The following is a 12827-nucleotide window of genomic DNA, read 5'->3' on the forward strand; positions in this document are numbered from 1 at the left end:
GAGGGCATCAACAACCGGATCAAGGTCATCAAGCGCATCGCCTACGGCTACCGCGACGACGCCTACTTCTTCCTCAAGATCCGAGCCGCATTCCCCGGAGTTGGGAGATGAACCAAAAAAAAGCCCCGCATCGCGGGGCTTTTCGTTTGTGGCGGTAATGCGTATCAGCGCACGGATTTCAGCACCAGGTCGAGCTCGTCCTTGCCGTCCTTCTTCTGCAGGATCCGCGCCGGTACCGGCAGACCGTCGACCACCCACACGATCACCTGCTTGTTCTCGGTGCTGCGGCTGACCTTGGTGGCGCTGCGCGGCTGTCCGCCGACGGTGACGGTTTCCTTGCCCAGGTTCTGGTAGGCCTGCGCGCGCACCACGCCGTTGTCGACCAGGCGATAGTTCAGCGGCTTGCCCGCGGCCACGTCACGGACGATGGCCAGGTTGAGCAACATCGCGTCGAGGTCGCCGCTCTGCAGTTTCACCGGGCCCGCGCGGTCGGGCTTCACGTCGCCATTCCAGCGCGCCTCGCCCGCGCCCCAGTCGTAGGTCGCGTTCTTCTGCGACTTCTTCATCAGCATCTGGGTCGTGTCGCTGCCGGACAGCGGGCGCCAGTCGCCGCCGCGATCCTCGAACACCGTCGCCTGGCGCACGGACGCGACCGGGCTGGTCACGCTGAGTACGTAGTTCCAGCGATCCGCGCCGGCCGGGGACAGGGTCATCTGTGCATCGGCCTGCAGGGTGCCCTTCACACTGGCCTGGTATTCGGCCGAGAACGGCTTGACCGCCCACGCCGGGGCGGTGGCGAGCAGCAGGGTGGCGAATACGGTGGCGAGGCGGGAAGTCTTCATGGGGTCTTCGCTGTCGCGCTGGTGGGCGGCATGCGCCAGGCCAGCGTCATTCATGGGGCGGCGAACTGTAGCCGCAGCGGCGTAAATCGGGGCTGACCATCCAGCCGGAGAATGCCATCCTGTTCAGACATGCGGCCCGATGCCACGAGTTGCAAGGCCGCGACCAGCAGCGGGTGTTCGACCCGGAGGACGCGTGCCGCCAGGGTTTCCGGGGTGTCGTCGGGCTGCACCGGCACCACCGCCTGCATGATCACCGCGCCCGCATCCAGCTCCGGCACCACGAAGTGCACGCTGGCGCCGTGCTCGGTATCGCCGACCTGCAGCGCGCGTGCATGCGTGCGCAGGCCGCGGTACTTCGGCAGCAGCGACGGATGGATGTTCAGCAGGCGTCCGCGGAATCGCTGCACGAATGCCTCGCCGAGAATGCGCATGTAGCCCGCGCAGACGATCCAGTCCGGTCGCGATGCCGCCACGGCATCCGCCAGTTCGGCATCGAACGACGCCCGGTCCGGGAATGCCTTCGCATCGCGCGACCAACGCGCATCCGTCGGAACGTGGTGCAGCGCGGGGGCGTCCGGCTTGTCGGAAAACACGCCGACGACGTCGGCATCGAGTGTGCCCGCGGCGATCGCCTGCAGGATCGCCAGCAGGTTGCTGCCGCGACCGGAGGCGAGCACGGCGATGCGGACGGTCATGGCCGCGTCTCCGTGGACCGGTCGCGTCCCAGCGGCCAGGCCAGAAATGCGCCGAGCGTGGCCAACAGCATGTCGGCGTGCGCGTCCCATGGGTCGCCTTGCTGGCCGTTGTAGGCCTCGGCCGCTTCCGGTGACAGGGCCAGCGCGATGGCCCACTCCATCCACTCGTAGACCAGGCTCGCGCACATGACCAGCATCACCGCCAGCGCGAAGCCCTGCCTCGACGAGAGCCGTGGCCAGCGCTGCTGCAGCCAGTGCCGGGTCGGAGGCGCGAAACAGACGCCGAAGGCGAGGTGGATGAAACGGTCGAAGTGGTTGCGCTGCCAGCCGAACGCCGCGCCGGGCGACCAGCCGGTGGCGGCCTGCAGCCAGGCGTCGTAGGGGACGTAGGAATACAGCCAGCGCGCGCCGATGCAGTGGGCGATGACGAAGCCGCAGACCAGCGCGAAATGCAGCGGCCGCAACGGCCAGCGGCGGTCGTGCCACCACAGCCATGCCAAGCCGAGCACAGTCAGGCTGCTGTGCAGGGCCTGTTCGACCGGCCAGTGCGGCGCGATCCAGCTGGCCGCGAACAAGGCCAGGGTCAGTCCGAACGCGATCCGCTTGGTCGCGGTCATCCCGTTCAGCCGATGCGCAGGCGTTCGCCTTCGCCGACCGGCACGACTTGGCCGATGCGCCAGTGGGCGAGGCCCAGCCGGTCCAGGTCGGCTTCGATCGCGGCGACATCGCCCGGGGCCGCCATCAGCACGTAACCGATGCCGCAATTGAAGGTGCGCCACATCTCCTCGCGGGCGACGTTGCCTTCGCGCTGCAGCCAGTCGAACACCGCGGGCAGCGGCCAGCTGGAGGTGTCGATTTCCAGCCCGAAGTCCTTCGGCACCACCCGGATGATCTTCTCCACCAGTGCGCCGCCGGTGACGTGCGCCATGGCGTGGAGGTCGTGCTTCGCCAGCAGTTCGAGCACCGGCTTGACGTAGATGCGGGTGGGTTCCATCAGCGCATCGGCCAGGGTCACGCCGCCGAGGTCGAGATCGAGCGGATTCCCGGCGCGCTGCAGGATCCTGCGGACCAGCGAATAGCCGTTGGAATGCGGGCCGCTCGAGGCGATGCCGATCAGAACGTCGCCCGCCCGCACCTTGCTGCTGTCGATCAGCTTCGATTTTTCCACAGCACCGACGGTGAAACCGGCCAGGTCGTATTCGCCGGGCGGATACATGTCCGGCATCTCGGCGGTCTCGCCGCCGATGAGCGCGCAGCCGGCGATCTCGCAGCCCTTGGCGATGCCGGCAACGACTTGCACCGTGGTCTCCACATCGAGCTTGCCGGTGGCGAAATAGTCCAGGAAGAACAGCGGTTCCGCGCCCTGCACCAGCACGTCGTTCACGCACATCGCGACCAGGTCCTGGCCGATGCTGTCGTGGCGGTCGAGCTGCTTGGCCAGGATCAGCTTGGTGCCCACGCCGTCGGTGCCGGAGACCAGCACCGGCTCGCGATAGCGGCTCGAGAGGTCGAACAGGCCGCCGAACAGGCCCACGCCGCCCAGTACTTCCGGGCGCATCGTGCGCTTCACCAACGGTTTGATGCGCTCGACGACCTCGTTGCCCGCATCGATGTCGACGCCGGCATCGCGATAGGTGAGGCCATTGGCAGCAGGAGTCTGGGGGGCGGTCACGGCGGGCTCACGGGCGCGGGAAACGGCGATTTTAGCAGCCGCATTCATGCTGGCGGCGGCGCGGTCATGGACGTGCCCGCCGCGCTGCGGCACCATTTCAGGCGCAAGACACGGATTCCGGGCAAGGATTGGCGATGCGAGCGATGCCGCAAGCAAGCGGACGGTGGCGGTGGGCGGGCCTGATGGCGGCCTGCCTGTGGTTGCTCGCCTGCGTGCCGGCAATGGCCCAGCGCGTGGAGGGTGATCGCGCGGCCGCCAGTGGTGCCTACGAGGCCGAAGTCGCGGTGCGCAATCAGACCGATGGCGAGCGCAACGGCGCGTTCGGCCGCGCGCTGGCGCAGGTGCTGGCCAATGCCACCGGCGATCGCGGCGCCGCCCAGCAACCGGGCGTGCGCGATGAACTGGGCAAGGCCAAGGGCTATGTGGCCAGCTACGACTACCGCCAGGACGAAGGCGTGTCCGCCACCGGAGCGCCCAGTTTCCAGACCACCCTGGTGGTGCGCTTCAAGCGCGATGACGTGGATGGCCTGATCCAGATGCTGGGCCTGCCCAGCTGGCCCACGCCGCGCCCGAAGCCGGTGCTGTGGCTGGGCATCGACGATGGCACGGGACCGCGGCTGGTGGCGCTGGCGCAGGTGAATGCCGCGCGCGCGGTGCTCGACCAGGCCAAGCAGCGCGGTTATGCGCTGGGCCTGCCGTCCGGCAGCGCTGCAGAGCAAGCCGCGGTCGGTGCGATCTGGCGCGGCGATACCGCCGCGATCGCGTCGCTGTCCAAGCGCTACAGCCCGCCGATGCAACTGGTCGGCAAGCTGCAGCGCGCCGGTACCGGCGGCTGGGTGGCGGACTGGATCTTCGTCGACAAGGGCAAGGTGCTGTCGAAGTGGCAGACCAAGCACCCCGACGCGCGACGCGCGATGGCCGGTGGCGCCGACGGCGCGGCGGACGCGCTGTTCAAGCGTTACGCCAAGGCTGGCAGCGGCGGCCCGCCGGGGCGCTATCGCGTGCGTATCCTCGGCATCGACAGCGCCGACGACTACCTGCGCCTGGCCGGTTACCTCGAAGGCGTGTCGATCGTGAAGCGGGTGACCCCGGTGTCGGCCTCCGCGGACGTGCTGGAACTCGACCTCGAACTGGCCACCGGCATCGCCAACTTCGCCAGGTACGCCGATCGCGGCGAAGTGCTGACCACGGTGTCGGCCGGCAGCCGCGACAGCGACGACAACGATGGCGAACCCACCGCGCCGCAAGTCGCCACCTTCCGCCTGGATTGAGCATGCATCCCGACAACGACCTGGCCACCATCGCCACCTTCTACCGGCGGGTGCAGTGGACCGCGCTCGCCATCGGCGTGCTCTGGGTGATCTGGTTGCTGGCGCCGATCCTCAGCCCGTTCGTGTTCGCCGCCCTGCTGGGCTGGCTCGGCGATCCGATGGTCGACCGCCTGGAGCGCAAGGGCTTCAAGCGCAACAACGCGGTGATCCTGGTATTCAGCGCGATGACCCTGGTGCTGGTGATCGCCCTGATCGTGCTGGTGCCGATGCTGGAGCAGCAGATCGTCTATCTGGTGGAGTCGCTGCCGAACTACCGCGACTGGATGGTCGGCACCGCGCTGCCCTGGGTCGAACAGCGGACCGGGCTGCAGATCCTGTCGTGGCTGGATCCGGGCCGCCTGTTCCAGTTGATCCGCGAGCACTGGGAAAGCGCAGGCGGCGTCGCCGCGACGGTGCTGGGCTACGTGTCGCGTTCGGGTTTTGCACTGCTGGGCTGGATCGCCAACATCGTGCTGTTGCCGGTGCTGACCTTCTTCTTCCTGCGCGACTGGGATCTCCTGGTGCATCGGGTCGGGTCGCTGGTGCCGCGTGACCACTACGACACCGTGGCCAGGCTGACCCGCGAATCCGATGCCGTGCTCGGCGGCTTCCTGCGCGGGCAGTTGCTGGTGATGCTGATTCTCGGCGTGCTGTATGCGGTGGGCCTGTCGCTGGTGGGCCTGAACCTGGGCATCCTGATTGGCGTCATCGCCGGCCTGCTCACCTTCGTGCCCTACCTGGGACCGGCGGCGATCGTGGTGTTCGGCGGCACCGCCGCGCTGGTCCAGTTCGGCGACTGGCAGCACTTGGCGGGTGTCGCGGTCGTGTTCACCGTCGGCCAGATCATCGAGAGCTACTGGCTCACGCCCAAGCTGGTCGGCGACCGCATCGGCCTGCATCCGATGGCGGTGATCTTCGCGGTGATGGCCGGTGGCAGCCTGTTCGGTTTCCTCGGCATGCTGCTGGCCCTGCCGGTGGCGGCGGTGGTCAACGTGCTGCTGCGCTATGCGCAGGAGCGCTATCGGCAGAGCCGTCTGTACGCGGGTGACGGGCCGGCGATCGTGGTGGCGACTGCGGCCGATGTGCATCCGGTCGCCAGCCGCGATGGCGAACCGCCCGCCGCCTGAGATGCCGGTGGAAGGCCCGCTCGGCCCGCAGTTGCCCTTGGCGCTGCGTGCACCCGCCGACCAGCGCCTGGAACGCTACCTGCGCGCACCGTCGGGCTTGCTCGAACAACTGCAGTTGCTGGTCACTGGCGACAGGGGCGGTGCGCTGTACCTGCAGGGCAGCGCCGCAACCGGCAAGACCCACTTGCTGCTCGGCAGTTGCGCGCTTGCCACTGCGCTGGACAGGCGGGCGGCGTATCTCTCGCTGGCGAACCTGCGCGGACGCCTGCGCGCCGCCAGCGAAGGCCTGGATGCAGACCTGGTGGCGCTGGACGATGTCGACGCGATCGCCGGCAACCGCGAGGACGAAATCGCCCTGTTCGACCTGCACAACCGATGGCGCGATGCCGGCCGCAGCCTGTTGTACGCCGCGCCGGCAGGGCCCGATGCCTTGCCGCTGGTCCTGCCCGACCTGCGCTCGCGGCTGGTGCAATGCACGCGCTGGACGCTGCCGGTACTGGACGATGCCGCACGCGCCGAGTTGCTGCGCCAGCGCGCCGCCGCACGCGGACTGGATTTCGATGACGCCGCGCTGGACTGGATGCTGCGCCGCTGCAGCCGCGACCTCGGCACCCTCACCGCGCTGTTCGAGCAACTGGATCGCGCTTCGCTCGTCGCGCAGCGCCGCCTGACCGTGCCCTTTCTGCGCCAAGTGCTGGAAACGGACATCCCGTAACCGCAGCTGCACACGCCGCCTGGAACGACTTCGCCGGGCCAGCATTGCCGGCACCCGCTCTGGTGGGAGGGGCTTCAGCCCCGATGATCAAGGCATCGGGGCTGAAGCCCCTCCCACAAGCAGGAATCTGCTTCTACGACTCGCGCAACTCGTCGTCGAGTACGCGCAGCCGCTCCGGCGTGCCGACATCGGTCCAGCGGCCGCGGTGGTGTTCGCCGGTGATGCGGCTGTCGGCCATGTGCGCGCGCAGGATCGGTGCCAGCGGGAACTTCGGCTTGCCGTTGACGATGGCAGGGGCTTCTACGATCCCGCGCCAGCCATCGAACAGTTGCGGGCGATACACGCCTATGCCGGAATACGTCAGCCGATGTTCGCCATCTGCGCGGACGAAGCCGGCATCGTCCAGGGCGAAATCGCCATGCGTGGCCTGCGGCGGGCGATCCACCATCACCAGGTGGGCGAGTCCGTTCGGTTCGCGCGGCAGGCCGGCGAAATCGACGTCGGTCCAGACGTCGCCGTTGACCAACAGGAATGGTTGTTCGCCCAGCAATGGCAACGCATTCCACATCCCGCCGCCGGTTTCCAGCGGCGTGTCGCCTTCATGCGAGTAGGCGATGCTCAGGCCCCAGTTCGATCCGTCGCCGAGTGTCGCGGGGAACTGGTCCGCCAGCCAGGAGATGTTGACCACCACGTCTTCCACGCCGATCGCGGCGAGCTTGCCGAGATGCCATTCGATCAGGCGCTTGCCGCCGACTTCAAGCAACGGCTTCGGGGTGGTGTCGGTCAGCGGGCGCATGCGCTCGCCCAGGCCGGCGGCGAAGATCAGGGCTTTCATGCGGGCAGCCTCGCGATGGCCGGCTTGATGGTGCGTTCCAGCAGGTCGCGCAATGGATCGAGTTCGCGATACCGCGGCACCACTGCATCGAGATAGCCGATGAAACGCGGCGCGTCGGCGAGGTAGCGCGACTTGCCGTCGCGATGGTGCAGGCGGGCGAAGATGCCGAGGATCTTCAGGTGGCGCTGCACGCCCAGCCAGTCCGCATCGCGCAGGAAGCTGGCGATGTCGGGGACGGGCAGGCCGGCTGCAAGGGCGCGCGCGTGGTAACGACGCAGCCAGGCGTCCACGCGAGCCTCGGGCCAGCTGAGGAAGGCATCGCGCAGCAGGCTGACCGGATCGTAGGCGATCGGTCCGATCACCATGTCCTGGAAATCGAGCACCGCCGGGCCATCCGCCACCGGCATCAGGTTGCGCGGCATGTAATCGCGGTGCGTCGGCACGCGCGCCTGCGCCAGCGCGTTGTCCATCAGTCGCCGCTGCGTCAGTTGCAGGCGCTCGGCATCGCCGCAGTCGAGTTCGATGCCGAGGTGGTGGCGCAGATACCAGTCCTCGAACAACCCGGCGTCGCGTTGCAGCAGCGCCTCGCCGAACACCACGGTGTCTTCGGGCAGCGCGATCGACTGCAAGATCAGCAGTTGGGTGATCGCGCCGTCGATGTGCGCGTCGGCATTCGCAGCGTCGACCACCTGCGCCATCGTCGGGCCGCCGAGGTCTTCCAGCAGCAGGAAGCCGGCGTCGACATCGCGGGCGAGCACGCGCGGCACGCGCACGCCGCCGGCCTCCAGCAGGTCGCGCGCGCGTAGCCACGGCCGCACGTCTTCCTTGTCCGGCGGCGAGTCCATCACGATGCGTGAAGACGCTGCACCGTGAGTGCGCCAATAGCTGCGGAACCCCGCATCGGTGGAGGCGCGTTCGAGTCGTGCCGCGGCATCGCCCAGCGCGATGCGCGTCCAGGCCAGGCGTTGCGCAGTGCGCGGGTCCAGTGGTGTTGCAGGTTCGCTCATGCGCAAAGGGTAAACTGCGGCACCGTTCCGAGCGAGGCGTGCATGCCCAAGCTGCAACCCGTGTTGTTGTCCGGTGGTTCCGGCACGCGCCTGTGGCCGCTCTCGCGCGAGGCCTATCCGAAGCAGTTCCTGCCGCTGGCCGGCGACGACACCATGCTGCAGGCCACGTGGCTGCGCGTGGCCGACCTGGCCGATGCCGCTCCCATCGTGGTCGCGGGCGAAGACCACCGCTTCCTGGTCGCCGAGCAGTTGCGCCAGATCGGCGCGCCGACACCGGCGATCCTGCTGGAGCCGATCGGCCGCAATACCGCACCGGCAATCGCCGCGGCGGCCTTGCAGGCGATGGCCGGTGGCGACGATCCGCTGCTGCTGGTGCTGCCCTCCGATCACGTGGTGCGCGATGCCGATGCGTTCCGCAACGCCGTGCGCGTGGCGATGCCGGCCGCGGAGGCGGGTGCGCTGGTGACGTTCGGCATCGTCCCGGATGCCCCGGAAACCGGCTTTGGCTATATCCAGTCCGCCGCGGGCGAGGGCGTGCGCCAGGTGCTGCGCTTCGTCGAGAAACCCGATGCCGCTACCGCGCAGTCGTATCTCGATGATGGCCGCTATTTCTGGAACAGCGGGATGTTCCTGCTGCGCGCCTCGCGCTACCTCGAGGAATTGCAGCGTTTCCGCTCCGATATCGTGGGCGCTGTGCGTGCCGCGTTCGATGGCGCCGCGCGCGATGGCGATTTCATCCGCCTCGACAAGGACGCGTTCGCCGCCTGTCCATCGGATTCCATCGACTACGCGGTGATGGAGAAAACCGATGCGGCGATGGTGCTGCCTGTGGACATCGGCTGGAACGATGTCGGTTCTTGGTCGGCGTTGTGGGACGTGAGCGAGCAGGATGGCGACGGCAATGCGCACCATGGCGACGTGATCGCGATCGACAGCCGCAACAGTTATGCCTATGCGACGCGCATGGTCGCGCTGGTCGGCGTGGACGACCTGGTGGTGGTGGAAACCGACGACGCGGTGCTGGTGGCGCGCAAGGACCGCGTGCAGCAGGTCAAGGACGTGGTGGCGACGCTGAAGTCGCAGCAGCGCACGCAGGCTGCCCTGCATCGCGAAGTGCACCGCCCCTGGGGCAGCTACGACTCGGTCGATGCCGGCGACGGCTTCCAGGTGAAGCGGATCAAGGTCAAGCCGGGCGCGCGACTGTCGTTGCAGTCGCACACGCGCCGCGCCGAGCACTGGATCGTGGTCCGCGGCATCGCACGGGTGACGCGCGACAACGACGTGTTCGAACTGTTCGCCAACCAGAGCACCTACATTCCCATCGGCGCGAAGCATCGCCTGGAGAATCCTGGTGCCGAGATGCTGGAACTGATCGAAGTGCAGTCCGGCGATTACCTCGGCGAAGACGACATCGTCCGCTACGAGGATGTGTATGGGCGAACATGAGTGCTTGCGATCAGCCGGGGGCTGATCGCGCTCATGTGAGCGCCCGGCCACGGAAGGCCGGGCAGGGGTACGGGAAGCGATGATCCAGCGCGCCAGGGATGGCAACGACTTCAGTTGACGAAACTGGAGCCCATCAAGGCAACACCGATGCCAACCACTCGTCGTCCGAACCCTCGTTGACGTCGGCGAACAGCGGCGTCGAGAAATAACGCTCGCCGGTATCCGGCAGCATCGCCAGCAGGACCGAGCCTTCCGGCGCGCTCTCCGCCACTTTCAATGCCGTGGCCAGCGTGCCGCCTGCGGAGATGCCGACGAAGATGCCTTCCTCCGCCGCCAGCCGTCGCGCCGTCGCGATCGCGTCGTCGTCGGTGACCTGCAACAAGTCGTCGTAGACCTCGCGGTTCAGCACTTCGGGCACGAAGTCCGGGGTCCAGCCCTGGATCTTGTGCGGCTTCCATTCGTCGCCCTTGAGCAGGGATGCGCCGGCCGGTTCGGTGGCGATGATCTTCGTCTCCGGCCGCGCGACCTTGAGCACCTCGCCGACGCCGGTGAGGGTGCCGCCGGTGCCCCAGCCGGTGACGAAGTAGTCGAGCCGCTTGCCGGCGAAGTCGCGGAGGATTTCCGGCGCAGTGGTCTGCCGGTGGTAGGCGGGATTCGCGGGGTTGGCGAACTGGCTGGCCAGGAACCAGCCGTGCTGGTCGGCAAGCTCCTTCGCCCGGCGCACCATGCCGCTGCCGCGTTCGGCGGCCGGGGTCAGGATGACTTTCGCGCCGTATGCGCGCATCAGCTTGCGGCGTTCGATCGAGAAGGTTTCGACCATCGTCGCCACGAACTTGTAGCCGCGCGCTGCGGCGACCATCGCCAGCGCCACGCCGGTGTTGCCCGAGGTCGCTTCGACGATCGTGTCGCCGGGCTTGAGCAGGCCTTTCTGTTCGGCATCGAGGACGATCGCCAATGCGAGGCGGTCCTTGACCGAGCCGCCGGGATTGAAGGATTCGACCTTCGCGTAGAGCGTCACGTGCTTGGGCGCGATGCGCTGCAACTTGACGATGGGCGTGTTGCCGACGGTGTCGAGGATGCTGTCGTAGAGGGCCATGGCGGTTCCGTGGGAAGTGGGTCAGGCGGCGCGGGCGAATGCCACGTTGGCACAGCCTGCATCCGCGTTCGTTAAGGGCGCGCCGCCGAACCAGTGCAACTGCGAGGCGAAAGCGGCGACCTCGCCGACCACCAGCAGTGCCGGCGCCTGCACGGCATGTCGTCGGGCGAGTTCGGGCAGTTCGTCGAGCGTGCCGGCGATGACGCGTTGTTCGGGGCGGGAGCCGTTTTCGACCAGGGCGAAGGGTGTCGATGCAGCGCGGCCGTGCGCGATCAGGTTGTCGCGTAGGCGCGCCAGCCCCGACACGCCCATGTAGAAGGCCAGGGTCTGGTTGGCCTGTGACAAGGTAGCCCAGTCGTGCTCGGCGTCGCCATCCTGCGCATGCGCGGTGAGCAGCCGCAGCGACTGCGCGTGCTCGCGATGGGTGAGCGGGATGCCGGCATAGGCCGCGCACGCGACGGCGGCGGTGATGCCTGGGATGACTTCGAACGGGATGCCGTGCGCGCGCAGCACTTCGAGTTCTTCGCCGCCGCGGCCGAACACGAAGGGATCGCCGCCCTTCAACCGCACCACGCGCTTGCCGGCCGAGGCGTGTTTGACCAGCAGGTCATGGATGCGTGCCTGGGTGGCGTGGTGGTCGCCGCCGACGCGCTTGCCGACCTCGATCAACTCGGCGTCGCGATGCGACAACGCCAGCACATCGGCGCTGACCAGGCGGTCGTGGAGGACCACGTCGGCCTCGGCGAGCGCGCGCGCGGCATGCAGGGTGAGCAGGCCCGGATCGCCGGGGCCGGCACCCACCAGGCGCACAACGCCGACCGGCGGCGGATCGGCAACCGCAATGGGCGTCGGACGTGAGGTGGTGGGGGATGCAGGGCTGGGCGATGACATGCCAACACGCTAGGGGTCGCCGACCGCCGGGTGAAATGGTCGCCGGGTTTTCGCTTATGCTCCAGAGGCATAAGGAAGCGCTGGAAATGCTTTCGATCATTGCTATAATCCATCGCTGCATCCTGATAAAGCGATATATCGGTAGGCGACCATGACCCTGACCCAGCTCCGTTACCTCGTCGCGATCGCCGATTCCGGGTTCAACATCACCCAGGCCGCCGAGCGCGTGCATGCCACCCAGCCCGGCCTGTCCAAGCAGCTCAAGCAACTGGAGGACGAACTCGGCTTCCAGTTGTTCCTGCGCAAGGGCCGCAGCCTGGAAGGCGTGGCCCCGGCCGGCGTGAAGGTGATCGAACACGCGCGCCGGATCCTGGCCGAGGCCGCCAACATCCGCAGCTATGCCGCCAACGAGCGCGGCGAGCACCGTGGCCGCCTGTTACTGGCCACCACGCATACGCAGGCGCGCTACGTGCTGCCGCCGGTCATCGCCGAGCTCAAGCGCCGCTACCCGCAGGTCAGCGTCGACCTGTTCGCCTCCGGCGACGCGGAAGTGCTCGACAAGCTGGACGAAGCCGATTTCGCCCTGATCAGCAGCGCCGGCGGGCAGCCGTCGAGCAGCGGCGTCGCGATCCCGCTGTATCGCTGGCGCCGGGTATTGCTGGTGCCCGCCTCGCACCCGCTGGCCGCGTTGTCCGGACCGCCGAGCCTGGCCGAACTGTCGCGGCATCCGTTGATCAGCTACGAATCCTCGAAGTTGCCTGAGTCCTCGCTGCAGCGCGCCTTCGCCGCCGCCGGCGTGGAGCCGCAGATCGCGATGACCGCGCGCGACGCCAACCTGATCAAGACCTATGTGCGCGCCGGCCTGGGCGCGGGCCTGCTGGCGGAGATGGCCGTGCACACCCGCGAGGACGACGACCTGCGCGTGATCGAGGCGCCGGCCGAGTTGCCCGAATGCATCACCTGGGCGGTGGTGCCGCGCGGTCGCGTGCTGCGCGAATACGCATTGGCCTTGTTGCAGGGCCTGGCCCCGCAACTCGATCCGCGCGACCTGCGCCGGGTGCTGGAAGGCAACCAGGATGCCGAATGGCCAGTGGCGCCGCGCTGGAGCGTGCCGGCATCCGTGGCCTACACCTGACAGTCAATCGAAGAAATCGAAGATCGTGGGCATCGCCTGGATCGATGCCACGCGGC

The 12827-nt window shown here is 68.1% G+C and carries 13 protein-coding genes and 1 pseudogene; 6 read left to right on the forward strand and 8 right to left on the reverse strand.

The window, feature by feature from the left end; all coding sequences use genetic code 11:
- Nucleotides 1-111: transposase (locus tag ACE3T8_RS10275; RefSeq protein WP_374608756.1), on the forward strand; the 111-nt coding region annotated here is incomplete at its 5' end.
- 53 nt (nt 112-164) lie between these two features.
- Here ACE3T8_RS10275 and ACE3T8_RS10280 read toward each other — a convergent pair.
- From ACE3T8_RS10280 to purM, 4 genes are read right to left on the reverse strand one after another with little or no spacing between them, the layout of a single operon-like run.
- Nucleotides 165-842, reverse strand: coding sequence for a DUF3108 domain-containing protein (locus ACE3T8_RS10280; protein WP_374609155.1), 678 nt, complete (start codon nt 840-842; stop codon nt 165-167).
- A 50-nt stretch (nt 843-892) separates the two neighbouring features.
- Entirely contained in the window at nt 893-1537 is a 645-nt protein-coding gene (gene purN / locus ACE3T8_RS10285; RefSeq protein ID WP_374609097.1) for a phosphoribosylglycinamide formyltransferase, read from the reverse strand.
- Nucleotides 1534-2154: a DUF2238 domain-containing protein gene (locus ACE3T8_RS10290; protein ID WP_374609098.1), complete on the reverse strand. Its 621-nt coding sequence runs from the start codon at nt 2152-2154 to the stop codon at nt 1534-1536. The genes purN and ACE3T8_RS10290 overlap by 4 nt, the downstream gene beginning before the upstream one ends.
- 5 nt (nt 2155-2159) lie before the next feature.
- A complete protein-coding gene (purM, locus tag ACE3T8_RS10295; RefSeq protein WP_374609099.1) occupies nt 2160-3305 on the reverse strand; it encodes a phosphoribosylformylglycinamidine cyclo-ligase in 1146 nt (381 codons plus the stop codon).
- A gap of 86 nt (nt 3306-3391) precedes the next feature.
- On the opposite strand from purM, the gene ACE3T8_RS10300 reads away from it, so the two are divergent.
- From ACE3T8_RS10300 to hda, 3 genes are read left to right on the forward strand one after another with little or no spacing between them, the layout of a single operon-like run.
- Nucleotides 3392-4480 carry a DUF2066 domain-containing protein gene (locus ACE3T8_RS10300; protein ID WP_374609100.1) on the forward strand — a complete coding sequence of 363 codons (1089 nt, stop codon included), beginning with the start codon at nt 3392-3394 and terminating at the stop codon, nt 4478-4480.
- Nucleotides 4477-5646: an AI-2E family transporter gene (locus tag ACE3T8_RS10305; RefSeq protein WP_374609101.1), complete on the forward strand. Its 1170-nt coding sequence runs from the start codon at nt 4477-4479 to the stop codon at nt 5644-5646. The genes ACE3T8_RS10300 and ACE3T8_RS10305 overlap by 4 nt, the downstream gene beginning before the upstream one ends.
- Complete coding sequence (gene hda / locus ACE3T8_RS10310) at nt 5624-6361, forward strand: DnaA regulatory inactivator Hda (RefSeq protein ID WP_374609102.1); 738 nt, start codon at nt 5624-5626, stop codon at nt 6359-6361. The genes ACE3T8_RS10305 and hda overlap by 23 nt, the downstream gene beginning before the upstream one ends.
- 133 nt (nt 6362-6494) lie before the next feature.
- Here hda and murU read toward each other — a convergent pair whose 3' ends face one another.
- Both murU and ACE3T8_RS10320 read right to left on the reverse strand, forming a co-directional pair.
- Nucleotides 6495-7196, reverse strand: a complete 702-nt coding sequence (gene murU, locus ACE3T8_RS10315) for an N-acetylmuramate alpha-1-phosphate uridylyltransferase MurU (protein WP_374609103.1) — start codon at nt 7194-7196, stop codon at nt 6495-6497.
- Nucleotides 7193-8203 (reverse strand): aminoglycoside phosphotransferase family protein, encoded by a 1011-nt coding sequence (locus ACE3T8_RS10320; protein WP_374609104.1) that lies wholly within the window; start codon nt 8201-8203, stop codon nt 7193-7195. Before ACE3T8_RS10320 ends, murU begins: the two co-directional genes overlap by 4 nt.
- A 42-nt stretch (nt 8204-8245) precedes the next feature.
- Between ACE3T8_RS10320 and ACE3T8_RS10325 the strand changes: the two genes are divergently transcribed.
- The gene (locus ACE3T8_RS10325) at nt 8246-9649 is read left to right on the forward strand and encodes a mannose-1-phosphate guanylyltransferase/mannose-6-phosphate isomerase (RefSeq protein ID WP_374609105.1); all 1404 of its coding nucleotides are present in this window, start codon (nt 8246-8248) and stop codon (nt 9647-9649) included.
- 133 nt (nt 9650-9782) lie between these two features.
- Here ACE3T8_RS10325 and cysK read toward each other — a convergent pair whose 3' ends face one another.
- Nucleotides 9783-10745: a cysteine synthase A gene (gene cysK / locus ACE3T8_RS10330; RefSeq protein WP_374609106.1), complete on the reverse strand. Its 963-nt coding sequence runs from the start codon at nt 10743-10745 to the stop codon at nt 9783-9785.
- A 21-nt stretch (nt 10746-10766) separates the two neighbouring features.
- Nucleotides 10767-11585 (reverse strand): annotated as a pseudogene (gene cobA / locus ACE3T8_RS10335) (uroporphyrinogen-III C-methyltransferase); the annotation flags it as partial.
- A 202-nt stretch (nt 11586-11787) separates the two neighbouring features.
- On the opposite strand from cobA, the gene ACE3T8_RS10340 reads away from it, so the two are divergent.
- Nucleotides 11788-12771, forward strand: coding sequence for a LysR family transcriptional regulator (locus tag ACE3T8_RS10340; protein ID WP_374609107.1), 984 nt, complete (start codon nt 11788-11790; stop codon nt 12769-12771).
- Nucleotides 12772-12827: the final 56 nt, after the last annotated feature.

This window comes from Thermomonas sp. (assembly GCF_041919455.1).
In the GTDB taxonomy this organism is placed as follows: domain Bacteria; phylum Pseudomonadota; class Gammaproteobacteria; order Xanthomonadales; family Xanthomonadaceae; genus Thermomonas.